The 24463-nt window shown below is 69.3% G+C and carries 21 protein-coding genes; 9 read left to right on the plus strand and 12 right to left on the minus strand.

Annotated elements, in window-relative coordinates; all coding sequences use genetic code 11:
* A partial coding sequence (locus tag MWU52_RS13035) for a family 16 glycosylhydrolase (RefSeq protein WP_246952941.1) occupies positions 1–2372 on the minus strand: 2372 nt, incomplete at its 3' end.
* Positions 2373–2550: 178 nt separating this feature from the next.
* Complete coding sequence (locus MWU52_RS13040) at positions 2551–3963, minus strand: oligosaccharide flippase family protein (protein ID WP_246952944.1); 1413 nt, start codon at positions 3961–3963, stop codon at positions 2551–2553.
* 251 nt (positions 3964–4214) lie between these two features.
* Between MWU52_RS13040 and MWU52_RS13045 the strand changes: the two genes are divergently transcribed.
* A complete protein-coding gene (locus tag MWU52_RS13045) occupies positions 4215–5003 on the plus strand; it encodes a class I SAM-dependent methyltransferase (protein WP_246952946.1) in 789 nt (262 codons plus the stop codon).
* Entirely contained in the window at positions 5000–6160 is a 1161-nt protein-coding gene (locus MWU52_RS13050) for a glycosyltransferase family 4 protein (protein WP_246952948.1), read from the plus strand. Before MWU52_RS13045 ends, MWU52_RS13050 begins: the two co-directional genes overlap by 4 nt.
* Here the strand turns inward: MWU52_RS13050 and MWU52_RS13055 are convergent.
* Genes MWU52_RS13055 through MWU52_RS13070 form a run of 4 tightly spaced genes read right to left on the minus strand, consistent with a single transcriptional unit; the run spans position 6151 to position 9991 of the window.
* Entirely contained in the window at positions 6151–7047 is an 897-nt protein-coding gene (locus MWU52_RS13055) for a sulfotransferase (RefSeq protein WP_246952949.1), read from the minus strand. The two genes, MWU52_RS13050 and MWU52_RS13055, sit on opposite strands and share 10 nt — an antisense overlap.
* A gap of 18 nt (positions 7048–7065) precedes the next feature.
* Positions 7066–8214 (minus strand): glycosyltransferase family 1 protein, encoded by a 1149-nt coding sequence (locus tag MWU52_RS13060; protein ID WP_246952952.1) that lies wholly within the window; start codon positions 8212–8214, stop codon positions 7066–7068.
* Complete coding sequence (locus tag MWU52_RS13065; RefSeq protein ID WP_246952954.1) at positions 8211–9167, minus strand: glycosyltransferase family 2 protein; 957 nt, start codon at positions 9165–9167, stop codon at positions 8211–8213. The genes MWU52_RS13060 and MWU52_RS13065 overlap by 4 nt, the downstream gene beginning before the upstream one ends.
* Entirely contained in the window at positions 9164–9991 is an 828-nt protein-coding gene (locus MWU52_RS13070) for a family 16 glycosylhydrolase (RefSeq protein ID WP_246952956.1), read from the minus strand. Before MWU52_RS13070 ends, MWU52_RS13065 begins: the two co-directional genes overlap by 4 nt.
* Positions 9992–10026: 35 nt before the next feature.
* Here MWU52_RS13070 and MWU52_RS13075 point away from each other — a divergent pair, with 35 nt between their 5' ends.
* The 5 genes from MWU52_RS13075 to MWU52_RS13095 all read left to right on the plus strand — a co-directional run bounded on the left by MWU52_RS13075 (position 10027) and on the right by MWU52_RS13095 (position 16108).
* The gene (locus MWU52_RS13075; RefSeq protein ID WP_246952959.1) at positions 10027–10974 is read left to right on the plus strand and encodes a glycosyltransferase family 2 protein; all 948 of its coding nucleotides are present in this window, start codon (positions 10027–10029) and stop codon (positions 10972–10974) included.
* A gap of 194 nt (positions 10975–11168) precedes the next feature.
* Positions 11169–11918, plus strand: coding sequence for a sugar transferase (locus MWU52_RS13080; RefSeq protein WP_246952960.1), 750 nt, complete (start codon positions 11169–11171; stop codon positions 11916–11918).
* Positions 11919–12359: 441 nt separating this feature from the next.
* Positions 12360–13289 (plus strand): lysylphosphatidylglycerol synthase transmembrane domain-containing protein, encoded by a 930-nt coding sequence (locus MWU52_RS13085; RefSeq protein WP_246952963.1) that lies wholly within the window; start codon positions 12360–12362, stop codon positions 13287–13289.
* Between the two features lie 57 nt (positions 13290–13346).
* The gene (locus tag MWU52_RS13090; RefSeq protein WP_246952965.1) at positions 13347–15344 is read left to right on the plus strand and encodes an acyltransferase family protein; all 1998 of its coding nucleotides are present in this window, start codon (positions 13347–13349) and stop codon (positions 15342–15344) included.
* Positions 15345–15364: 20 nt separating this feature from the next.
* Complete coding sequence (locus MWU52_RS13095; protein WP_246952967.1) at positions 15365–16108, plus strand: acyltransferase; 744 nt, start codon at positions 15365–15367, stop codon at positions 16106–16108.
* Here MWU52_RS13095 and MWU52_RS13100 read toward each other — a convergent pair.
* Positions 16065–17006 (minus strand): hypothetical protein, encoded by a 942-nt coding sequence (locus tag MWU52_RS13100; protein ID WP_246952969.1) that lies wholly within the window; start codon positions 17004–17006, stop codon positions 16065–16067. The two genes, MWU52_RS13095 and MWU52_RS13100, sit on opposite strands and share 44 nt — an antisense overlap.
* Positions 17007–17089: 83 nt before the next feature.
* On the opposite strand from MWU52_RS13100, the gene MWU52_RS13105 reads away from it, so the two are divergent.
* Positions 17090–18646, plus strand: coding sequence for a hypothetical protein (locus MWU52_RS13105; RefSeq protein ID WP_246952970.1), 1557 nt, complete (start codon positions 17090–17092; stop codon positions 18644–18646).
* Here the strand turns inward: MWU52_RS13105 and MWU52_RS13110 are convergent.
* Both MWU52_RS13110 and MWU52_RS13115 read right to left on the minus strand, forming a co-directional pair.
* Positions 18639–19808 carry a glycosyltransferase gene (locus MWU52_RS13110; RefSeq protein WP_246952972.1) on the minus strand — a complete coding sequence of 390 codons (1170 nt, stop codon included), beginning with the start codon at positions 19806–19808 and terminating at the stop codon, positions 18639–18641. The genes MWU52_RS13105 and MWU52_RS13110 overlap by 8 nt on opposite strands.
* On the minus strand, positions 19787–20689 hold the full coding sequence (locus MWU52_RS13115; RefSeq protein ID WP_246952974.1) for a sulfotransferase domain-containing protein: 903 nt from the start codon (positions 20687–20689) through the stop codon (positions 19787–19789). Before MWU52_RS13115 ends, MWU52_RS13110 begins: the two co-directional genes overlap by 22 nt.
* A gap of 244 nt (positions 20690–20933) precedes the next feature.
* Here MWU52_RS13115 and MWU52_RS13120 point away from each other — a divergent pair, with 244 nt between their 5' ends.
* Positions 20934–21899 (plus strand): sulfotransferase, encoded by a 966-nt coding sequence (locus tag MWU52_RS13120; protein WP_246952976.1) that lies wholly within the window; start codon positions 20934–20936, stop codon positions 21897–21899.
* Here MWU52_RS13120 and MWU52_RS13125 read toward each other — a convergent pair.
* From MWU52_RS13125 to MWU52_RS13135, 3 genes are all read right to left on the minus strand, one after another.
* Positions 21889–22689, minus strand: coding sequence for a formyltransferase family protein (locus MWU52_RS13125; RefSeq protein ID WP_246952977.1), 801 nt, complete (start codon positions 22687–22689; stop codon positions 21889–21891). The genes MWU52_RS13120 and MWU52_RS13125 overlap by 11 nt on opposite strands.
* Positions 22686–23525, minus strand: coding sequence for a PIG-L family deacetylase (locus tag MWU52_RS13130; protein ID WP_246952980.1), 840 nt, complete (start codon positions 23523–23525; stop codon positions 22686–22688). Before MWU52_RS13130 ends, MWU52_RS13125 begins: the two co-directional genes overlap by 4 nt.
* A 93-nt stretch (positions 23526–23618) precedes the next feature.
* Entirely contained in the window at positions 23619–24413 is a 795-nt protein-coding gene (locus tag MWU52_RS13135; RefSeq protein WP_246952981.1) for a sulfotransferase, read from the minus strand.
* Between the last annotated feature and the right edge of the window lie 50 nt (positions 24414–24463).

Raw genomic sequence — 24463 nt, forward strand, 5'->3', positions numbered from 1 at the left:
ACGCTGGCGCTGCCGTCGCTGACGGTGATCACGGCGGTCGCGTCCGCGTCCAGCCCCGAAAGCGTGAAGCCGACCGCGCCGACCTCGCCCGCGTCGATCTCCAGATCCGGCGCCGACAGCGAAAGGTTGCCGTCGTCGTCGCCGGTGTCGGGGCCGTCGCCGAAGAGCGAGAGCGTCGCGCCGGGCAGGGTCAGGCTCGCGCCGCCAGCATCGGTGGCGGTGACCGAGGTACGGATCGCGCCTTCGTCGAGCGCGGAGATGTCGAAGATGAAATCGCCGTCGGCATTCGCCGCCTGGGTCAGCGTCGTCGTGCCGTCCGTGACCGAAATCACCGCCGTCGCATCCGCGTCGAGGCCCGAGAGTGTCAGCGTGACGGCCGATGCCTCGCCCGCGTCGATGATCAGGTCGGGCGCGGTCAGGGCCAGGTTGCCGTCGTCATCGCCCGAGGGCAGCGGATCGGCCGAGATGGCCGGCAACAGTTCGGATGCGGTCACGCCCTGCACCCGCGCGATGACCACGTCGCCCGATGGGGTGGCGACCGTGATCTGCGCGCCGCCGGACAGATCCGCCAGGATCAAGTTGGCCAGGGTCTGCGCCGGGGTCCAGCCGAAGCTTGCGCCGATACCGGAGACGTTGATGGTGTCGCCCTGCGCGACCGAGAACCCGGCCACGACGTCCGGCGATCCGCCGAGCGCGCTTGCGTCGAAGACGATCGTGTCGGCGCCCCCGCCGCCGTCGATGAGGTCGGCGCCGCCGCCGCCGTCGATCGTGTCGTCGCCGGTGCCGCCGGTGATCCGGTCGCCCGCGTCGCTACCGACGACGCGCGTGGTCAGTTGCATGAACGACGATTCGCCGTCGAACGTGCCGCCCTCCAGCCCGATCTCGGACTGCAGGAAGCTGGACAGCGCGGCGGCGTATTCCACGTATCCGGAGTCCTTGAAATGCACTTCGTCCGTCGACAGGTCGTTCACGTCGAGCGGGTTGTCGAACAGAAGGACGTTCGGAAGGTTGCGGCCCTCGACCAGGTCGCGCAGGCCGGGAACGAAGGTGCCGTTGCCCGCATCGCCCACGACCTCGTCACCACCGACGGTGGAATAGCCCTCGTTGATGAAGGCGGCGAATTCCTCGGGGATGTTCTGGCGAATCTTCGGCGCGAGCGTGGAGATCACGAGCCAGGAATCCTCGCTGCCTTCCATGGCGAGGAACTGGTCGATCGCCTTGTCCATGTTGGACATGATCGCGGGATGCCGGTTCGAGAAGAACTGCGAGGCGTCGTTGTTGAAATCGTTCGTCCCCGCCATCAGCAGGACGACGTCGGGGGCGAAGGCATCGAGATTGTCGGACAGGTCCGCCGTGCCGGCCGAGCCGTTATTGGCCACGATCTCGCGCAGCGCGATGCCGCCCACCGCGCTGTGGTCGCTGTCGATCATGTCGTCGGGGCCGTTCTGGTTCATGCCGACATAGTCGAACCAGCCGCCCTGGCCGACGATGTCGTCGAACAGGTCCTTGCGATAGCCGTCGCGTTCCTCGGGGATCTCGGTCGGGTCGTTCACGTCGACGAAACCCACGGTGAGCGAGTCGCCGATGGACAGGACCTTCGCGGCCTCCGACCAGGTTCCGGCGCCCATGTCGATGACGACCGCGTCGGAGCTGCCCGCGAAGGTCACCGCGCCGGTCGCGTCGACGGGCAGGTCGATATCGGCGCCGTTGAAGGAGAAGGCGTCGTAGATCGCCGTCGTGTCGACATTCGGATCGACCGGGCCGTGCCAGGCCTCGAGCCCTTCGGCGCCGGTCCAGATGTCGCCATATACCAGCATGTCCTCGTCCGGCAGCGGGATCGGCGCGTTCTCGGCGCGGATCTCGTGGATCAGGCGGTCGTCGGCGAACCAGCGGATCGCGTCGGGCATCCACTCGATGCGGTAGTCATGCAGCCCGCTGGCCGCGTCGAAGCCCAGATCCACCTGGACCTCGCCGAAATCGGCCAGCTTCTGATTCCCGTAGTAGTAGTTGAGGTTCACCTTGGTGGTGTCGTTGCCCAGGAACTCGAAATCGATCTCGTTCTGACGCGTCGCCCCGAAGAAGGACGAGGTGAACAGGAAGAAGGCCGAGACCACGCCCGATTCGCCCGAGGCCTGCATCCGCATCTCGTAGCTGCCATAGCCGAATGTCTCTTCGGACTGGATCTCGGCGCCGGTGAAGGGCTTGCCGTCCTTGTCGTCACCGTTGAGCCGCAGCGTCAGGAAACCTGGCGAAATCTCGACATGATCGGCCTCCCAGGCGGCCTGGTTGAAATCGGCGGCGATGGCGAAATCGGACCGGTTCCAGAAGTCGGAGTCGAACGTGTCGAAAGAATCAGTGACCTGTTGCGCCATGAAAAATCCCCCAAGACCCGGGCCGCCACGCAAAATCGACGGACCAGAATACTGATAACAAATGATAGTTCGCCGGCACCGCGTGCAGACGCATGAATTCCCGCCACGACTTTAGCACAACTCCGCCATTTTCATGCAATCCCAACTTTTCGCTGGGACGGACACGAAACCGTGGGAATCACCCCCGCAGGGTGCGCAGGCTGCGGCGCAGATCCGGCAACCCGACCAGCGCGGCCAAGCCCCAGCCGACCCCCGTGGCGGCGATGGCGAGGGCCAGCATCTGCAGCGCGTCCGCCTCCCCCTGCGCCATCCGCAGGCCGACCCAGATCGCGATGCCGATGGCCGCCGGCCCGGCGATGACGCGCGCGATGGCCGTCCGGGGGATCGGCGTCGCGCGATTTGCCCAGGCCAGGTAGCGTGGCGTGTAGGCCAGCGCGAACAGGCTGATGGCCAGCGCCGTCGCCTGCAGCCCGAACGGGACGGCCACGGCGATGGCCAGCGTGCGCAGCACCGTCCGTTCGGCCGCCATGCGCAGACGCAGGCGCGTCCGGTCCAGCGCCTGGAACATCACACCCGCGCCCGAGGTGGCAAGTTCGATCGCGATGCCCGGCGCGGCGAGGGCGAAGACCGGTGCCACCTCGGCCCATTGCGCCGACAGAAGAAGGGGAAAAAGACTGTTTCCCGCGCCGGCCAGTGCCGCGATCGGGGGAATGATCGCGATAGCCAGCAATTGGCAGCTGGCCAGATACAATCGCGCGACCGCCCCGGATTCGTCCTGCCGCGCGGCCATGCGGACATAGACGACCTGCGCCACCGGGCCGGCCACCCCCGTGCGCGGCAGCGTCAGGAACCGCTGCGCCATCGAGAAGACGCCCAGCGGTGCCGCGCCCAGTACGTAGCCCAGCAACAGGATCGGCGCCTGCGTCTGCCCGGTGAACAGAAGCGAGGTGCCGATATTGTCGGAGGCGAAGCGGATGTGATGCCCCAGCGGCGTGAAATTCCGCGGCGCCATCGGCCGGAAGCGGGAGGTCAGCGCCGCCGCCGCCATCTGCCACAACGCCAGCGTCACCTGCTGGGCGACAAGGGCCCAGACCCCCGCGCCGGCGGCCGCGGCCAGCAGGACCACCACGATGCCGGCCAGGCCGGCCGACACGCGGATGGCCGAGATTGCGGGGAAGCGCTCGTCGCGTTCCATGCGCGCGATCGGAATCGCGGCCAGCGCGTTCAGGAAAGGTAGCGTGGCCAGTACCGCGACCAGCGGCACCAGCCGCGGCCGGTCGAAGGTCGCGCCCCAGACCGGCGCCACGGCGAGAAGCACCAGCATCAGCCCCGCGCCCACGGCGGCCAGCATCCAGAACACGCTGCTCCACTCCGCCGGATCCATCTTCGGCTGCCGGATCAATGACCGGCCAAGCCCCGCATCGCTGAGCAGCTGGGCGAAGACCACGACGCCCATCGCCAGCGCCATGTCGCCGAAATCGAGCGGCGTCAGAAAGCGCGCGACGAATGGCAGGACCAGAATCTGCGAGAACGCGAGGAACAGCCGCGCAGCGCTCAGCGCGCCGACATTGTAGAGGAATTTCTGGCTCATCGGTCCCCGGCGGGGCGCGCGGGGCGCGCATGGGCTTCGTCGGTGGCGCATTACCCCGCCGGGGGTTGCACCCGTCAACCCCGTTGCCGCCTCGAATAAGTCGACGAAGGCCATTTTGCCGCCGCGGAACCGTGCTAAGGGGGGGATTGCCGAGATTTACGAGTTCCGACCATGTCCGAATCCACCTGCCGTTTCCGTCGCTTCGCTGCCCGCGGGTATGCTCCGTGCCACGGCCACCGGGTTGCCACAAAATGATCCATCAAAGCCGCGACGACCTGCTGGGCACGGCCGATCCGTTCGATGCCGCCGGCACCCGGATCCAACCGCCCGAGACGGCGGATCTGGCCTCCTCCACCGAACGCTACGCGCGCCGCTTCGCCGGCCCGACGGGCGAATGGCTGTTGTCGGTCCAGCGCCGCGCGATCCGGCAACTTCTGGACGGGCACGGCATCTCGACGGTGCTGGACGTGGGCGGCGGGCACGGCCAGGTCACGCCGGCGCTGTCGGCCGCCGGCTACCGCGTCACCGCGCTGGTCAGCAGCGAGGCCGCCCGCGGCCGGCTGGCGGACAGCGATCCCGCCCTCGACGGGTTCGAGGTCTGGGTCGGGCCGCTGATGGCGCTGCCGCTGCCCGACCGCAGTTTCGACGCCGCCATCTCGATCCGGACGCTGCCGCATGTCCGCGACTGGCCCGGATTCCTGGCCGAGCTCTGCCGCGTGTCGCGCGACACGGTCGTCGTCGACTATTCCGCCGGCGGGCTGCGCGGCTGGCTGGGTCAGCGCTTCTTCGGCGCCAAGCGCATGATCGAGGGGGACACCCGCCGGTTCCGCGTGATCGACCGGGACCGGATCGCGGAGGTCTTGGCCCGGCACGGGTTCGAGGTCGAGGAGGAGGTCGGTCAGTTCGTGCTGCCCATGGTTCTGCACCGCGTTCTGCGCAGGCCCCGCTTGTCGGCCTGGGCGGAACGGATCCTGTCGCCCATCGCGGGGCCGATCAAGAATCCCCGCGTCCTGCGCGCGGTGCGAAGGGCGCGCGCATGAAGATCCTCGTTCTGGCGCCGCAGCCTTTCTTCGTGTCGCGCGGGACCCCCATCGCCGTGCGGGCCCTGCTGCAGGTGCTGACCGGCGCCGGGCACGCCTGCGACGCGGTCGTCTATGCCGAAGGGTCGGATCCCGAGATCCCCGGCTGCCGGCTGTTCCGCGTGCCCGCGCTGCCAGGCACGCGGAACATGCCGCCGGGGTTCTCGGGCAAGAAGATCATCGCCGATATGGGCATGACGGCCGTCGCCGTCCGGCGAATGCGGCGGACGCGGTACGACCTCGTCATCGCGGTCGAGGAGGCGGCGTTCATCGCCATGGCGCTGCGTCCGATCTTCGGGGTGCCCTACATCTACGATATGGACAGCTCCATCCCCGAGCAGATGGACGACAAGTTCGGCCTGCCCGACTGGCTGCGTCGCGCCATCGCCGCGGTCGAGGGGCGCGCAGCTCGCGCCAGCATCGGCGCCATCACCTGCTGCCGCGCCCTGCAGGAGACGGTCGAGGGATACGCTCCGGGCCTTCCGGTCCAGACGCTGGAGGATGTGACCCTGATCGCCCCCCCGGGCGTCGCGCCCGAGGACTGCCAGTTCCCGGAACCGGTCGTCATGTATGTCGGCAACCTGGAATCGTATCAGGGCGTCGACCTGCTGATCCGCGGTTTCGCGCGATCCTGCGCGCAGGGCGCATCGGGGCGGCTTGTCATCATCGGCGGCACGCAAGGCCATGTCGCCGACCACGCCCGCCTGGCTGCGGAACTCGGCGTCGACGACCGGGTGAGCCTGCTCGGCCCCCGCCCGGTGGAACGGATCGGCGATTACCTGCGCCAGGCGACCATCGTCGTCTCGCCGCGCACGAAGGGCCGGAACACGCCGATGAAGGTCTATTCCTATCTCGACAGCGGGCGCCCGCTGCTGGCCACGCGCCTGCCGACGCATACGCAGGTCCTGGACGACGACATCGCGATGCTGGTCGCGCCCGAGCCCGACGACTTGGCCCGTGGCCTGGTCGCGTTGCTGGAGGACCCGGCACTCCGCGAACGCCTGTCCCGCGCCGCCGGCGCGCGTGTCGCGGCCGAGTTCAGCCCGGAGGCCTATCGCCGCAAGCTGCTGGGCTTCCTGTCCGAACGTATCGTGCCCCGCCTGGCCTCTCAGTCGTAGCCGAGCCGGGCGAGCATCCTGCGAAATTCGGCGGGTGCCGTCTCCAGGTCGGCGGGGGAAAGGTCGCTGCGCCAGCGTCCCACCGACCGGGGCGAGATCGGGGCCGCGACGGCGGCGTGATGCGCGTGATGCTCCACATCGCCCATCGCGCCCACATCGGCGTTCAGCATCTCGGGCGCGAAATCCAGCCCGGCCCAGTCGAAGACCGCGCGCATTTCGCGTTCGGGATCCTGCACCAGCGCCTCGTACCGCAATTGCCGCAGGTTCGGCGACCAGCGCGCGAACTGCCCGCAGGCGCGGTTCGTCTTTGCCCATCGCCGCGCGCCGGCCGCGAAATCCGGTAACAGCCCGGCCTTGGCGTAGGACAGCGCCACGTCGCGCCCGTCGCGGATCAGCCACAGGAACTGTGCCCGCGGAAAAGTCTGGGCGATGGCCGGCAGATGGAACGCGTTCCACGGCGTCTTGTCGCCCCAGCGCGGTGCGTCCGATCCTGCGGCGCGGGCCAGATAGGCGAACAGTGCCGAGATCAGCGGGCGCAGGCGGCGGTCCTCCATCTCGATCGCCTGGGCCGCGAAGTCGTTCAGGTCGGGCAGGCCGAAGGTGACGAAATGGCGGTGCTTCTCGAATTGGGCGCAGAACAGCCAGACGCGCTCGCGCCAAGGCAGGAGCGCCGTGCGGGGCCAGCCCTCGATGATGTCGCCCAGCACATAGGTCTCGGGCGGAATGTAGATCTGCCCCGAGGCCATCAGCACACGCCGGACCAGCGTGTTGCCGCTGCGCCCCGATCCGATTACGAAAAGGGGCGCGCCGGGCCGGGCCGGCATCCGTCGCAGGCGCGGAAGGGCAAGCCGCAAACCAAGGCGGTTCAGGGAGGAGAGGTCGGGCATGGTTCGTTCAGGTCTCGTTCATCCATCGGCTCCGGCGAGGCGCCGACGATAGTGCCCCACCAGCTTGCGTGCCAGCACGAGCGGCGGCGTGACCACCCCCGCGCGGGAGGCGTCGCCCGGGTCGTCGCGCAGACGCGCCAGCCGGTCTGTCAGGCCGGCGGCGCCGAACCGCGTGGCCATGCGTCGGCGCACCTCCTCGGCCCGATCCCGCGCGGCGGTGGGGTCGGACGCGATCCGGGCGACGGCGTTCCGCACCTCGGCCGGGGTACAGTACTGGGCCAGGTCGCCGAAGGTCGCTTGCAGGCGCGGGTCCAGCAGACACGGCCTGCCGCAGAGCGCCGCCTCGACCACGGTGCGTCCGAACGCCTCCAGAAGGGCGGGGTGGTAGTGGTAGGTGAAGATGTCGAGCGAGTTCAGGAAATCGACCACCGGCTCGGCCCCGAAGGACAGCACCTCCCACCGGTCGGGATGGGCGCCGCGCGCGGCCAACGCCGCGGCCGGGCAGCCGAGGACCCGGACGCGCAGGCCGGGACCGGCCGGCAGTGCGGCATCGATCTCCGGCCCCGTGGCTGGAAACTTGAGCGGGTCCGACCGCCCGTGCCGGCCGATCACCACGTCGCCGCCGTCGAACGGCGCCCGCAGGACCGGCCAGTCGGCCGGGTCGAACATGTTGGGCCAGTCCTCGGATGTCTGCCGCAGCAAGGGCGCGAACCCGGCGATCTGCGCGCGGACAACGGCCGAGACGGGCGCGATCCAGGCGTTCAGCCCCAGCGCCGCGCGGGCCCGACGCAGCGCGCCCAGCGGGTTGTATTCCAGCGACCCGTCGGCCCGGAACGGCGTGTGATGCGCGACCAGAACGGCACGGTCGGCCCGCAGGTCGGCCCGTTCCTCGATCCCGCGTGCGAAGACCAGGGGGTGGTGCAGGAAGGCCAGCGGCGCCGTCGCCGAGATCCCGGGCGACAGGGCGATAACCCCGTTCAGGTCGCGCAGGGCCAGCGCCTTGGGATTGGCCGGATCGCGCGCGTCGTCGAGATAGCCGGACCGCACGAAGAGAAGGCCCACCTTCAGGCCGGACGCGGCCATCGCCGAGACGTCCGCCACCAGCGCGGCGGTGCTGCCGCCCGCGAAACGGGGGTCGGCGACCACGAGGATATCGAACGTCTTCAACGCGACGGACCGATCCGGCCGATCGCCTCGCGCCCCAAGCGCGCCAGAAGATCGGCGCCCACTCGCGGCGGCGCCCAGAAACAGGCCGCGGCGGCGCGCGGGTCCGAGCGGCGCACGGCGTCGATCATCCGCCGCCACGCCCATTTCTTCTGCTGCTCCAGCATGTGCGCGTGCAGGGCCGCGCGAACGTCCCCGGGCAGGTCGGGCGTCCGCAGCATCGCGCGGTCTGCGGCGATCAGTTGCGCGTGGGCGGCGGTCGGATGGGCGCCCGAGAGGGAGTTCGCGCGAACGGTCGCCACATATCCATGCGGATCGGTGACGATGAACCGCGCACCGGCGATCAGGGCCCGGGTGTAGAGGACGAAATCCTCGCCCAGCCGGATCTCGGGGACGTAGGTCAGGTTTTGGCGTTCCAGGAAGGCGCGCGACATCAACGGCTTGAGGAACCCCATCTCGCGCCGCCCGCCATGCCGGGACGACAGGTTGGCGCGCACGAAAGCGGCCGCGTCGACCTCCATCCGGCCCAATTCGGTGTCCGACAGCATGCGCGTCCGTTCGGCGTCAGGCGCCCCGTCGACCTGCTTCCACAGATCGTCGGCCACCATGTCGGCGCCCGTCTCTGCCGCGATCGAAGACAGACGGGCCAGGCGGTCGGGTTCCATCCAGTCATCCGAATCGAGAACCGCGATCCAGGGCGCGCCGCTTTCGGCGATGGCGCGGTTGCGCGCGGCCGATGGGCCGAGGTTGCGCGGCTGGCGCAGCACGCGCAGGCGCGCATCGCCGGCCGCGCGCCGCGCGGCCAGGTCGCCAGTGCCGTCGGTCGAGGCGTCGTCGACCACGACGATTTCCACCGGAACGGTCTGCGACAGGGCCGCGTCGATGGCGCGGTCCAGCGTCGCCGCGGCATTCCAGGCGGCGATGACGACGGTGACGTGCGGCGCCTCGCGGTTCATCCGCCGACATCCCCGTCGGAGCACATCGGCGCGTCGGAGCCCGGCGGCCGATACGACACGCAGCGGTAGAGCGCGCGCGCCTTCACGTCGCCGGGGGCCACGCCGGACCAGTCGGCCTGCGCTTCGCCGCCTGCCCAGATGTTGAACATGATCCGTCCCGGGATGTCCGGGATCGCGGTGTCGTCGGCATGGACGCGGAAGAGCTCGCGCCCGTCCGCGTACCAGACGATCTCCTCCGGCGACCAGTCGAACGCATAGACATGCGAGCCCTCGGCCGCGTCGAAGCCCAGATCGACCCATTGCCCGGGCAGGGGCGCGCCCTTGGCGAAGCGGGTCACCCAGACCCGGGTGGTGTCACGGCCCAGGAACTCCAGGTCGATCTCGTCCTGCGGATCGCCGTAGAACGGGCCGGTATAGGTGAAGAAGCTGGAAATGACGCCCTCGCCGCGGGCTGCGGTCATCTCCACCTCGTAGCGCCCGTAATGGGTGCGAAGCCTGCGCTGGACCTCGGCGCCGTGGAATTCGGTCTCCGCCTCGTCGGGCGACGGAACCAGCGACAGGCTCAGCGCGTCGTCGAACCAGCCGACGGCATCGCGAACCCATGCGGTCCGGAAACCATTGGACCGGATCGTGAAATGACTGACCTGCCATCCGTCATCCAGCCGTTCGCCCGCCACGAAGCGGGACAGGAACGCCCCTTCGGGCGCGGCATCGACCGGCGAGACGAACGCCGCCGCCAGAAGGGCGCAGAACGCCCCCGACCGCAGGACGCCGCAGAGGCGGGAACTTGCGCGCTGGACGCGCGCGGGGACACTCGTGATCATGGGGACGCATCTACCAGGAAAGTCGGCCAAACCGTATGACAAGCAGTGAGATCAAGGCAACGGTGATCGTCGCCGCATGGAAGGCGGCGGACCAGTTGCCCCGGAGCGTCGGGAGCGCGCTCGCCCAGACCGGCGTGACGGTCGAGGTGGTGATCGTCGACGACGCCTCGCCCGACGACACCTTCGCGCGGGCGGAGGAACTGGCACGGGACGACCCACGCATCCGCGTGCTGCGGCTGACACGCAACGGCGGCCCCTCGGCCGCCCGCAACGCCGCGTTGGAGGTGGCGCGGGGAGAATGGGTGGCCGTCCTGGATGCCGACGACACCATGGCGCCCGATCGCCTGGCCGCGATGATCGCGCTGGGCGAAGCGCGCGGGGCCGATGCCGTGTTCGACGACCTGCAGCCGGTGGACGCGGCGGGGCACCCGCTCGGCCCCACACATCTCGCGCCGCTTGACATGCAGGGGCCGGAGGCCTGGTCGCTGGAGCGGTTCCTCGCCGGGTGCCAGGCCCGGCCGGGGGAGCCGTCGCTGGGCTATCTCAAGCCGGTGCTGCGGCGTGCCTTTCTCGACAGGCACGGCATCCGATACGACACCGCCCTGCGAAACGGCGAGGATTTCCACCTGATCGCGGCCCTGCTGGCACAGGGCGGTCGGCTCTGGGCGCTGCCCGAGGCGCGGTATCGCTACACGCGTCAGACGGGTTCGATCTCGGCGCGCCTGAACCCGGACCACGCACGCGCCCTGGACCGCGCGGATGCGGCATTTATGGATCGCCATGGTGCGCATGCGGGGGTCAAGCGGCTGATGCGGCGGCGGCGGCATCGATTGGCATCGCTGTCGACGGCCGAGGATATCATGGTGGCGTTGAAGACGCGCCGACCGGCTGCGGCGATCCGCGCGCTCGCGTCGCGGCCATCGGCAGCCCCGCGCCTGATGCGACAGCTGGCGGAGGCAATCTCCCGCCGACTGGCACGATGATTCGGGCTTGCGCGGATGTCCGCCGACGTGATTGCAGCGACTTCGAGGCAAAAAAATGACCGGAAGCTTACAACATATTGAATAGAACGATTTGTTTCACACAACATATAGAGCGGTCACGAAATCCTCAGTTGTGAGGTCCGCCAAATGGGTAAATAAAGTCTTAACGCCGCAATTTCGGCGTGAGTGGGGTCATGCGGCGGCAGGGGCAGGTCGGTGGCTTTCTTGTTTTGAGCAGTTTTCAATCGACCCGGGGGGGTTGGATCATGGAATATATTCGCAGCGAGGGTGACTTCGCGCGCCGAGGGCCGCGCATCTCGCCGACCAAGCACGCGGTAAAGCGTTCTCTGGACATCGTTTTTTCACTCGTCCTTCTTTTCCTGCTGGCGCCGTTGATGGCGATCATCGCTCTGCTGATCATGTGGCGCGACGGGGGCGGGGCGATCTTCGCACATGAACGCGTGGGCCGGGGAGGCGACCGATTCGGCTGCCTCAAATTCCGTACCATGGTCAAGGATGCGGATGTCCAGCTTGCCCGACTGTTGCGTGACGACCCGTCCGTGCGTGCCGAATGGGACGCGAATCAGAAGCTGAAGGACGATCCGCGCATCCTGAAGGGCATTGGACACGTGCTTCGCGCGACCAGCCTCGACGAGCTGCCGCAGCTCTGGAACGTGCTGATGGGGCATATGAGCCTTGTCGGTCCGCGCCCCGTGGTCGAGGCGGAACTGCAGCGTTACGGCACGGCGTGCAGCCTGTATCTCTCGGTGCGTCCGGGTCTGACGGGCCCATGGCAGATCGGCGAGCGGTCCAACGGGTCCTACGACTCGCGAGTGTCCGAGGACAGCGCCTACATCCAGAACTGGACGCTGTCGCAGGATGTCGCGATCATCTTCCGCACGGCGATGATGGTTCTGCGGGGTCGGGCGCCGGGCGCGTACTAGAGGTCGCCGCGGGAGTCGTGGGCCAGACCCGCGACGTCCCATCTATCTGGTCGGCGCGGGGCGATCCGGGCCGACCGAACCGGCGGACGACGTGTCGCGACCCAGGCAATCGAGAGTGTCAGGACCGCGCCGCCGATCCAGAATATCAGGACGGCGAGCCATGCCGGACTGCCGAAGGCCGCCCATAGGACAACCGCCGACGCGAGGGCCGTTCCGTATCCGAGCGCAATGATCCTTAGCATTCGAGCCTTTCCGCAAAGGCGGGGCGATTCCGCAAACCTACTTGTGATATGGCGTTCCGACGAAGAAAGTCGAGTCACCATGGCCGATCGGACCAATCCTGAACCAGTCGGCACAGGCGATTCGCCGCAAACCGGCGCGATGATGCCGACCGGCGGGTCCGGCACGGCGACGGCGTCCGGGCGGTCGCGCCGTCTTCTGATGCGTGGCGTCAAGCTCGCGCTCTGCGCGGCGCTTCTGGTCTGGATCATCCGGTCAGCCGATCTGTCCGCGGTCTTCGCCGCCCTGGCAGGCGCCGATCCGGCCCTGCTGGCGCTGGCGGTGTCGATGCAACTGCTGGGCGCCGCGATCGTCGCGATGCGGTGGCAGCGACTGCTGGCCGTGCGCGACGTCCGGCCGGGATTCCGCTATCTCTGGGGTTCCACCGTCAGCGCGTTCTTCTTCCGGCAGTTCCTGCCTTCGGTCGTGGGCGGCGACGCGATCCGCAGCTACGATGCCTGGCGGGCGGGGGCCACGCCGGGGTTCTCGGCGCTCTCGCTGGTGGTCGACCGCCTGTTCGGTCTGCTGACGCTGATCGGCTTCGTGGCGATCGCCGCGCTGTCGATCCGGCAGGTGGTCGAGGATCTGCCCGGGTTCTGGCTCTATGTCGGGATCGGCCTCGCCGTCGTGGGGGGCGGCCTGGGGGCCCTTCTGATGCCGGGGCGCATCCCCTGGCCCGCGCGCATGCCCGCCAAACTGCGGCGCATCGCCGACGGGCTGCGCGCCTTCGACGGCGCCCGGGGCGTGGTGCTGCCCTGCCTCGGCCTGTCGATCCTGCTGCAGATCAACGTGGTGACCTTCTACTTCGTTCTGTCCCAGGCGCTGGATCTGGGCGTGTCCTATGGTGCCTTCTTCGCGATCGTGCCGGTCGCGATCTTCGCGATGATGGCGCCGCTGTCGATCAACGCCATCGGCATCCGCGAAGCGATCTTCATCCTGCTGCTGGGCCTCTGGGGTGTCGACCGCGACCACGCGCTGGCCTTCGCCTGGGCGGAGTTCGGCGCCATCCTGACCGCCGGTCTGTTCGGCGGCATCGTCTATGCCCTGCGGCGCGGCACCGCGCGGCCGCCGCGCGTGGCGGACACGGCATGACGGCCGGCCATGGGTGGCGCGGACGGGCGTGGCCGGCCCGCAGCGCGGGAGGCGCGCATGTCGCTTAGCTATCGCGCCGATATCGACGGCCTGCGCGCGGTCGCCGTCCTGCCGGTCCTGGCCTTCCATTTCGGCCAGCCCTGGATGCCGGGGGGGTTCGTCGGTGTCGACGTGTTCTTCGTGATCTCGGGCTTCCTCATCACCTCGATCATCCAGCGCGAGCTGTCGGCGGGCACCTTCTCGCTCCTGCATTTCTATGAGCGTCGGATCCGCCGCATCCTGCCCGCGTTGTTCGTCGTCATCGCCGGCAGCCTCGCGGCGGCGACCGTGGTCTTCCTGCCGCATCACCTGCGCGACGCGGGGCAGAGCGCGGTGGCCGCGACCGTGTTCGCATCGAACATACTCTTCTGGCTCGAGGCGGGGTATTTCGACGCCGCCGCCTATACCAAGCCGCTACTGCATACCTGGTCGCTGGCCATCGAGGAGCAGTTCTATCTGTTCGTGCCCCTCGTTCTGATGGCACTGGCCCGCCTCGGGCGACGCCCGGTCTTCTGGATCGGCGGGCTGACGCTGGCGTCCTTTGTGCTCAGCGCGCTGACCACGGCCACCGTCCCGACCGCGGCCTATTACCTGCTGCCCTGGCGCGCATGGGAACTGGGCGTGGGTGCGTTGCTGGCACTGGGCCTCGTTCCGGCCTTCGGCGGGCGCGCATTGCGCGAAGGTGCGGCGCTGCTCGGGCTGGTCATGATCCTTCTGGCGGCGGTGATACTCGACAAGGGGACAGCCTTTCCGGGCGTCGCCGCCGCCCTGCCGGTGCTGGGCACGGCGCTGGTCCTGCATGCGGGTGCATCGGGCGGGACGCGCATCGGCGGTCTCCTCGGATCGACCCTGCCCGTCTGGATCGGCCGACGTTCCTATTCCCTCTACCTCTGGCACTGGCCGGCGGTCGTGTTCTTCCTCTACGTCTTCCTCGACATGCCCGACCCGCTGGAGGCGCTGGGCCTCTTCGCGCTGTCGCTGCTTCTGGCGGATCTCAGCTTCCGCTTCGTGGAGCGTCCATTTCGGCGTCCGACCTTCGGCAGCCGGCGTACGGTGTTCGCGGGTGCGGGCGCGGCCATGGTGGCGGTCATCGCCATCGGCCTGGTGCCCGTCGTCGGTACCGGCCTGCCCTTCCGCCTGCCGCCCGAGGCCAAGTTGCTGGCCGCCTTCGCCGAGGATCGCCACGCCGCCGCCCGCGCCTGCGAGCGGCGCCAGAACGGCAAGGACTGGAGCGAGCCGTGCCTGTTCGGTGCCCCCGCCGGCGGCCCGGCCCCGGTGGTGCTGCTGGGCGACAGCCACGGGCCGGCCTATGTCCCCGCGCTCGATCTCGCCGGGCAGGAACTGGGGCTGACGGTCGAGATGCTGGCGCATCGGGGCTGCCCGAACTTCCCCGACTTCCAGGTCTACTGGATCGGCGAGGAGCATGATTGCGGCCCCTATGTCGACACCACGTTCGAGCGGGTGCTGGCGGACCCCGATGTCGAGCTGGTGATCTACACCCTTCGCGCGCAGCTCTACGCCCAGGGGTGGCCCGACTACAGCCTGACCGAGCGAAACCGCAGCCCGCTCCTGATCGGGCCGCGCGCCGGGCCGCTGCCCGACGGCGCCGACCGTACGGCCTTCTACCTCGACCGGCTGGACGCGGCGGTCGGGCGCCTGCGCGCGTCGGGCAAGCAGGTCCTGCTCGTCTATCCCCTGCCCGAGGCCGAACAGCACGTGCCCGAGGCCGCCGCCCGGGCTCTCGTGCGCGGCGGTGATCCGGGTGACCTATCCATCGCCCGCACCCGCTTTGACGACCGGACGGCAACGATCATCGCAGGATATGACGAGATCGTGCAGCGCCACGACCTTCTCGCCCTACGAATCGACGGAATTCTGTGCGACGAAACGGTCTGCGACCTGTTGCTGGAGGATGTTCCGTTGTTTCGCGACACCAACCACTTGACCGAAACGGCGGCCCGTCTGCTGGCGCCGCGCTTCGTGCAGGTCCTGCGGGATGCGCAGGTCGCGCGATGACGCCACCGGATCAAGGGGCGATGCCCGAGGCCCCGGAAAAGGACCGCGTCGTCGCCTCCCTCTCGGCACCGGGCTCGCCGCTGGCGAAGTATCGCGCGTTCTTCGTCGGGCGCGGCGGGGCGGGGCATTTCCTGCGCTACGAACTGGCGATGACCTTCGCGGCGGGCGTCGGCGGGGCGCTCGGCTTCGCGCTGCGGAAGGTGTTGTTTCCGGGTCTGTTCGGATCGGCCGGGCGGGGCACCAATTTCGGCCGCAACATCTCGCTGCGCTGTCCGGGCTGGATGCGGCTGGGCGACCACGTCACGATCGATGACGGCTGCGCGCTGGATGCGCGGGGCACGGCCGGGCGGGCCGATTTCGTCATCGGGGACCGCACGCTGATCGCGCGCGATACGATCCTGGTGGTCAAGCAGGGCTATCTGCGGATCGGGCGCGATTGTTCCATCGGCACGCAATGCACGCTGGCCGCCGTTTCGGGGATCGAGATCGGGGATCACGCCATCATCGCCGGACAATGCTATCTGGGCGGGGGGCGGTATCGCCATGCCCTGGGCGCCGGGCCGATGGTCGATCAGGGGCTGGAGACCAAGGGACCGGTCGTGCTGGGGCGCGACGTCTGGGTCGGCGCCGGGGTCAAGATCCTCGACGGGGTCCGGGTGGGCGACGGTGCCATCCTCGGCGCGGGTTGCGTCGTCACGGGCGATGTCGCCCCGAACGCGATCATGGGCGGCGTCCCGGCCCGCCCGATCGGCGCGCGGTCGTGAACCGCCGGTGTCGAAGCCTTCCGTATCCCACCGCGGCCCACCACAGCCCGATCAGCGCGAGGCCGACATAGGACATCCGGTCGCGCCACCCCCCGACGTGGACATGCGCCGCGCGGATGCGGACGGTGTCGGCCGTGGTGAAACATGCCTGCACGGAGATCGTCGCCGGTGGGTCGGGCAGGGCGCCATCCGCGATGCGCAATGCCTCCCCCGTCCAGACGTGAAGGACGGTGCGGCCGTCGGCATCGGGCCCCACGCGGGCGCGGTCGAAGGCGATGCAGCGTCCCGCCCGCGTGTCCGTACCCCGCAGCGTGGCGATCCCGTGCGGGTCCGCGCGTTCGGCCAGCGGCATGGCGACGACAATCCCCACACCGCAGAGGAGCGCGAGCACCCCGGCAAGGAGTGGACGCCGCCGGCCGCCCGCCAGGCGCGCGGGTTTGCGCCAGAACGCGACGGCCCAGGCGAACACCGCCAGACCGAGGAGCGACAGGACCAAAGTCGTCGGATCCTCGGGCCAGTAGAATGCGAGGCTGACCGGGCGCCAGTCGAACGGCGCCCACAGGATCGCGCCGTTTCCCCATTTCGCCTGCGTGGCGTCCAGGATCAGGTGCAGCGCCGCCCCGAGGCCCAGAATCGCGAAGATCCGGGCCGGTCGACGGGAGAGGCAGGCCAGGGCGCCCGCCGCCAGCAGGCAGAAGGGCAGGCTGCTGGCGACCACGGCCCAGAGACGCGCGTCATGGACCGGGGGCGCGACCGGCAGCGCGCGCAGCAACCGCAGGCCGATCCAGGGCAGATCAGGCAGAATGCAACCCAGCCAGATCCATCCCGGCGGGGCCGCCGCGATCGTGCCGCGCGTGATCACGGCCTGTATTCCGATATGGGCCAACGTGTTCGGCATCGCCCCGGGCACCTCGATCCGTCCATGGCAACGCTAGGGCCTGTGGCGCGTGGCGGCAACGAAGGGTCGGGCCGGACGTGACGATGGCGATGGATCGAACAGGCCGTTGGATCATCGCGGCGGTGCTGGTGGCGGCCGCCTTCGCCATGGCGTTTCGCGTGGGCCTTCTGGGCGCACCGGGGGAGTTCGACGAGTTCTATCACCTCCTCGCCGCGCGCGGCCTGGTCGAAACGGGGCATCCCGCCATCCTCGAGGGGGAGTACCGGCGCGGCTTGCTGTTCACCCGGATGATCGCCGGTCTGTTCGAACTGACGGGCCGTAACGGTCTGGGCACCGCGCGTCTGATCTCGGTGCTGGCCGGGGCGGCGATCCCGGCGCTTCTGGTCCTCTGGGTCGCGCGGGCGGCGGGGCCTTGGCCGGCGGCCCTGGCGGGCCTTTTCGCGGTCCTGTGGCCGCAGGCGATTATCGAGGCGCAGCTGGCTCGGTTCTACGCCTTCCATGTGCTGTTCTTCCTGGCGGGCGCAATTGCCATGTACGCCGCGACCGTGTCGATCCTGGCGGGCAAACGCGCACGCGGTCTGGCGTTCGCGCTCCTCGGGGTGCTTTGCTGGGGTGTCGCGCTGCGGCTTCAGGTCGTCACGATCATTGGCATCGCGGCGGTGCTGTCGGGCGCGGCCGCCCTATCGGTGCCACGGGTCGCGACGACGCGCAGCCGGGCGCTTGCCCTTGCCGTGCTGGTGATCGCCGCCGCGGCGGGCGCGCTCGCCGTCGCGATCCTCACCGATCTGGGGGCCAAGGCGGTGGCCTTCTATCGCTGGACGCCGGAACATGCGGCCGCGCTTCGCAACTACCAGGGCTTCTACTTCGACCAGATGGAACGCGGCTGGGGTCTCTTGTGGTACGTGACGCCGCTGCTGGCCTTGGCCGCCTTCCGGGTGCGCCCCGGGTTGACGGTCTATTGCGGCCTGGCCTTCGCGGTATGTTTCGTCGTCCATTCCTTCGGCGGGATGAAGGCGCTGCGATACCTGTCCTATGCGATGCCGTTCCTGTTCGTGATCTGGGGTCTGGGCCTGTCGGCCATGGCTGCCGGCGTCGCGCGCCGGTTCGGTGGCCGAGGCCGTGCGGCGACGCTTGCCGTGGCGATGATCGTGATCCTGCTCGCGACGCCGTTCGGGTCGCGAAGCCTGGAACTGGCGGCGGGGCGCGGCCTGCCCGCGCGTGGCGACTGGCGCGGCGCGGCGGAAGTCGTGCGCGACTGGGCGGACGCCCCCTTCGTCGTCACCACGCGGGAGCTGCATCACCTCGCCCATCTGGGGGCCTATGACCTGCTATTCAGCCCCAGCCGGGTCAGCGAGCTGTCGCCGCCCCGCGACTTTGGGCGCGACACCCGCACGGGACGTCCGGTGATCGGCACGGCGGCGGCCTGGTCCGCCGTTCTCGGCTGCGAACCGGACGGGTTGCTCGTGACCTCGCCGCATTTCTGGCGCACGCGGGGATGGGCCGAACGGCTGGTCCCTCCCCTCGCCGCGCGGGGCTACGCGGTCGAAATCCGCGAGGCGGGGGCGGTCCTCGCCCTGCGTTGGCGGAGCACGGCGCCACGGGGTGCCGAATGCGACGACCTGGTCGCCCCGCCTAGCTGACGGAAGCGCCGACCTCGGCGATGGACTGCCGGAACGTGTCTTCGGGCATTTCCAGTAGCGCGCGCCGGCGATCTCCCAGGGCTTCGGGCGTAAGATCCGTCAGCAGCGCGACAAGCGCCTCGGCCGAAGGCTCAAACACCGTCCAGCCGAACGCGTCGGCCACGCGGCGGCCGGTCTCCGTTCCGGCGACGGCGATGGAGGGGCAGCCGAAATAGCCGGCCTCGTAGATCCGATTGGGCAGCAGCCAGGTGGAGTTGGTGCCCCATTGCCAGAGGTCCTGCGCCCAGACCACGTCGCACGCCGCATAGATCGCGGCCAACCCGTCCGGATAGGCATAGGGACCGTGGAACGTCATGTTGGGCGTGGCCGCCAGCACGGCATCGAAATCGGGCAGGCCGTGGCGATGGACGATCCCATGCAGGCGGATCTCGACCTCCGGTCCCATCGCTCGCGCGGTCCGGGCGAGGATATCGAGGCTTTCGGGACAGCGAAGCGTTCCGACCCAGCCCAGCACGGTCGGCCTGGGGCGAGGCCGGGCCTCGGGCTTCGGTCTGTGGGGACCATCTGGGCCGGTCCACAGCTTGTTCTCGACCAGGCGCGTCTCGCCGGTCCAGCCCTGGACCGGACCGAAATAGACCCGCTGGAACGCGGGCGAGGAGATGACGATCGCATCGCACCGTGCCAGCAGCCGACGCTCCAGCGCCCGTGCGGCGCGCGAGGCCGGACCGTCGCCGGTCATCAGGCCATGGATGTCCAGGCATTCGTAGATCAGCCGCGGCCGGGGCCGGATCATGCGCTGCGCCGCGGCCGCCAGGATCAGCATGTCCAGGTTCCGCGCCACGATGGCGTGCGCGCCCTGCATGCGGTCCCGGTGGCGGCGCAGTATCGGGATGGCCCGGGCCAGCGCGCCCAGTCGCTGCCCCATGGCCGCGTTCCGCGTCCGGCCCAAATCGACATTGTCCCAGAACGGGACCGTATCGTGGATCATGTTGCTGCGCCGCATGGTGAAGCCCAGGACGTCGAATCCGCAATCGAGATAGGCCCGGATCCGGCGGCGCTGCGCGGCCTCGTTGGCATCGAACCCGAAGACCAGAAGCTTGCCCCGCCCGGTGCCTTGCACGATCACCTCGCCTGGGGCCTTCATCGCCCGGGCGCGTCCCATGGCAGGACGTCGCGGCCGAGCATCGCGCGCAGGGCCTCCATCTCGGCCGCGAAGGTCCGGGACAGCCTTTCGCGTGTCTCGGGGCGCATGGGCGGGATCTCCTCGCGGATCTCGATGCGGTTGGCCTGTAGCAGTTGCGCGACCGGTCCGACCTGCTTGATCCGCGACAGCAGCGGCTCCATCCCTTGCCTGCGCAGCCAATCGCCGCCGGCGCGCAGGCCCGTCCGCAGCGCCGGGATCCGCGCGCGGTCGCTGTCGTTGCGGCGCTCGCGCAGGATCGCGCTCTCGAAGCCCGCATCCACGCCGAGGAACGTGAAAAGGCGGCGCGCGGCGTCCTCCGGCCCGGCCGAGACCTCCTCGGCGAACAGAACCAGCACCTGCTCCTCGGGGAAGGCGTCGCGCCAGCGTGACAGGTGCGTCGCGTAAAGGCCCTGCTCGACATAGGCGGGGTTGTTGCGCAGCCCGTCCTCGAACGGGATCGGCGGGATGTGGCCCTTTATGATCTCATGCGCGTGGTTCGAGAACGCGCGCCGGATCGGATCGCGCAGCAGCACCACCACCCGTATGTCGGGATTGTAGGCCCGCGCCCGCGCCGGGCTGCGCGGGTCATGGAAGTAGGAGGGCGAGCTTTCGAACCGGACCGGCGTCTGCCGCGCGTGGTCGAAATGCCCTTCGTACCAGCGATAGCCGTGATCGAAGTGGTAGCTGAAGAAATCGACCTCCTTGGGGTCGGCCACGGCGATGTCGGGGTGGGAGGCCGCGACGGCGTGCAGCCAGGACGACGCGCATTTCTGCGCGCCGATCCCGATGACGTTCACGCGCGGCGCCCGGTCGGCGGACGGGGAATGGCCCGGCGCCTCCTGTGTCTTCGATCCAGCCATTGCGGTCTCCGGGCATAGAGGTCGGTTCGCCGGCACCCTATCCGCAGCGGTGGGGCGCGTGCCACCGCCGGGATGCCGGATGCGCGCATCGGATGGCGGGCCGTGGCGAATTCGCTGCGCCTCCCGCTGCGCTTGCGGCCATGGCAATGACAGGTTGGACGCCGGCACTTTTGCGTATAGGCCGGAGAGGCCTGAAATCCCGACGTTCGGATGCCGTGTCGTCTTACGAAACCGGATGCCCGCGATGAACGATGCAAGCAAGCCCACCGCGACCCGCCTGCCGGATTTCATTATCGGCGGGGCCCCGAAATGCGGGACGACGTCGCTGCATTTCATCCTGGGGCAGCATCCCGACATCGGAATCCCCGACAACGAGATCAATTTCTTCGACGCCGACGATCCGATCGTGCATCCCGACTTCCTGTTCGTCGAGGACGGACGGCTGGAATGGTTCGACGTCGAGGACCCGGAGGGCAAGAGTTTGGACTGGTACGAGGCGCGGTTCGCTCCGTTCCGCGACAAGCCCCGGATCGGCGAGGACACCACCACCTATCTGTTCTCCGCCGCCGCGCCCGAGCGGATCCAGGCGGCCCTGCCCGACGTGAAAATGATCTTCCTTCTGCGCGATCCGGTGCGCCGGGCGTATTCGCAGTACTGGCACCTGATGCGGACGGCGCGGCTGGCCTGCAGCTTCGAGAAGGCGCTGACGCAGCACAGCTCGATCGTGCTCGGCTCGACCTATGCGCCGCATCTGCGCCGCTATTTGGATGCGTTCGGCCCCGATCAGGTCAAGGTGCAGATCTTCGAGGATTTCAGGACCGACCAGCAGGCCTTCATCGACGAGACAACCGACTATCTGGACCTGCCCCGGATGTCCCTGGCCGAGGCGAAGACCTGGTTCAACCGCAGCACCTATCCGCAGATGCCGCGCCTTCATCGCGCCGCCAACCGGATCGGGCGCGGCCTGATCTCCGGGCGCTATCGCAATCACATGGGTGGGCGGACGGGCTTGCGGCACCGGGTCCACCACAAGCTGCACCATCTCTGGTTCCACAAGGTCAATCCGCGGCTGCTGCGCGCCGAACGGCCACCGCGGATGCGGGCCGATACGGCCGCCTATCTGGCGCAGCATTTCTCGGCGCGGAATGCCGGGTTGTCCGATCTGCTGGGGCGCGACATGTCCCGCGTCTGGGACGGGTTCACCGGCTGACGGATGCGCGTTTCATCCGCATTAGGACGCGTCGGATCGCCGCCGGCGTGATGTCCGCGAACCGGTAGGGCCGTTCGTCGGATCGTTCCTGCGGCCGCCGCACCGCCGTACCGGCCAGCACCTGCAGCGCGGCCTCGGGCAGGGCCTCCAGCGCCGCGATCTGGTTGCGCGCGCGCATCATCCAGGGCCCTTCGCTCGGCGAGGTCTGCAGGGGCACCTGCAGGACGATATCGCCTGAATCCACGCCCGCATCGACGAAGTGGACGGTCAGGCCGGCATGCGACAGGTCGTCGTTATGGACCTGCCAGAACTCGGCCCGGGTGCCGCGATAGCGCGGCAGGAGGGAGCTGTGCAGGTTCAGCACGCCTAGCGGCGGCACCGCCAGGATCGGCGCGCGCAGGATCGGCGCCCCAGCCGAGATCAGCAGGCGGGGGGCGACCCCGGCCAGCCAGCCCACGGTGTCGGCATCGTTGATCCTGCTCGGGCAGGCTTCGCGGACGACGCAGGTTTCGGGCCAGTCGGGCAGCGGCCCGGTCTCGATCTCGAAGGCGGCATCGGCCTGCTGCTGCAGGAGCCAGGCCGCGTGCGCCACGCGCTTGTCGGGCAACACGGCCCGCTGTAGCCGGTTCAGTCCCGGCAGCCGCCGCCGCCCGTTCCCGTTCGCCGGCTTGCGGTTGACCAGCACGGCGCGGAGCGGGTCCGGCCCGTCCGAGAGCGCCCGGTCCAGCCGCGCGGCCATCTGACGCCCGAACGGCGTGTCCGTGGTAACTAGGGCGACGCCCGCGCTCATCGCGATGCTCCGCTTTCGCCGGACGGGGGGTGTGCTTCGAAGAACAATTCCCGGTCGCGCAGGAAGAAATCGACGAAATGCTGCGGGAGGCCGTCCCATTCCGGCGTGTCGTGCGTCGGCCCCAGTTGCGAGCCGTGGCATTCCAGCGCGGCGCGCTTGCGATCCACCAGCCCGGCCAGGGAGACGTGCACGACGCGCAGCCGTCTGGCCGCGACCCAGGCCGCGCGCAGACCCGTCAGGAAACCGCGTTTGTTGGACTGACCCTCCGGGCGCCAGGATCGGAAATCCCAGAACCAGACCGGGTATTCGCGAACGGCCCCGGCCGCGACCATCCCGTCATCAACCAGCGCCTGCGTCGCGCGCGCCAGCGCCTTGTGATCACGATGTCCGTCGGCGGCGGCGCAGACGTAGATCTGGTCGGGGCGGAGTTCCGCGACGATGTCCGACAGGCGACGGCGCAACGCGCCCTCGTGCCGGGCCAGTTCGCCATCGGGCAGGCCGAGAAAGGTGATGCGATCCGCGTCGATATCCAGAAGCGCGCAGGCCGCGATCGTCTCGCGTTCGCGCAGGCGGGTCACGTCGGTCGATGCCGCCGGCCCGTCCGCGGCGCCCGTGGCCCCGCCATCGGTGGCCACCACGACATCGACCCGCGCGCCGGCCCGGCGCTTGAGCATCGCCAACCCGCCGCAGCCCAGCGTTTCGTCATCGGGATGGGGCGCCAGGATCAGGCAGGACCCGGAGGAGAGCATTTCGGTCCGGTCCACGGACCGCGCCGCGATGAAGCGCCACAGCGTGCGCATCGCCTGCCCTTCCAGGCGCCGCCAGGTTCTTTCCATTCCCATCGGTCCAGCAATCCCCGCGGTCCAACGCCCGGACCATCGGCCGGAGCGTCATCGAAATATACCGGCCAGAACGTGGCGCATCGATGGCTATTTCATGCCGAGCGCGGTCGAAGTGGCGTCGCGTACATCGCGGAGCGGATGCGCGGGCGCAAGCGACCAGTTCGGATCGACGCCAAGGTTCGGACCGTATCCCCATCTCGCGGCCCGTGCAGTCTGCGCCCCGGTCATGGGCATGGCGTCCGGATAGTCGGTATTGCCGTCGCGGATCGGCTCGCCCACGGCGTCTGTCGGTGCGACGACGTCCAGGAAGGCCGACAGGCCGCGGATCGTCGCGCCGGGGTCGCGGACCACGTCCTCGTAGCGCAAGATTAGGACGGCATGCAGATGCCGCAGGTCCCGAACCAGTCGTTCATGCGCCTCAAGCCAATGATCCATCAGCGCGCCGGGGTGACGGTCGGTCCATTTCGACATGGCCGCGGCCACCGCCTCGGGGTGGCGCAGCACCACAAGGAACTGCGAGAGGGGGAACAGCTGTTGCAGCAGGCGCATGCGCGTCAGGTTGACCGGTGATTTCTCGACCCGCCAGGCCAGGTCCGGCCGAAACCAGGGGGTCCAGTCCGCCTCCATCCGCTGGCGGGTCTCCAGCCGGTTCAGCGGGCTCGCCTCGGTCAGGTGCTCCGCCGGGTCGGTGGCGAACCGCATCGGCCGACCCTTGAGCGCGTCATGCGGGATCGCCCCTTGCAGATAGACGCCCTCGTTTTCGGGGACGGGGGCACCCTGAATCCCGCCGGCGCCGGGCAGCGAAGCCGCCATCCGTGCGACGAGGCTGGTGCCCGAACGATGCAGGCCGCCGACGAAGAGATAGCGGTGTCGCAGGGGCATTCTTCCTCGTCCTTCGCATACGGGGATGAGCCGCACCCCAACCCGGTTTC

The sequence above is a fragment of the Jannaschia sp. S6380 genome (assembly GCF_023015695.1).
Classification (GTDB): Bacteria; Pseudomonadota; Alphaproteobacteria; order Rhodobacterales; family Rhodobacteraceae; genus Jannaschia.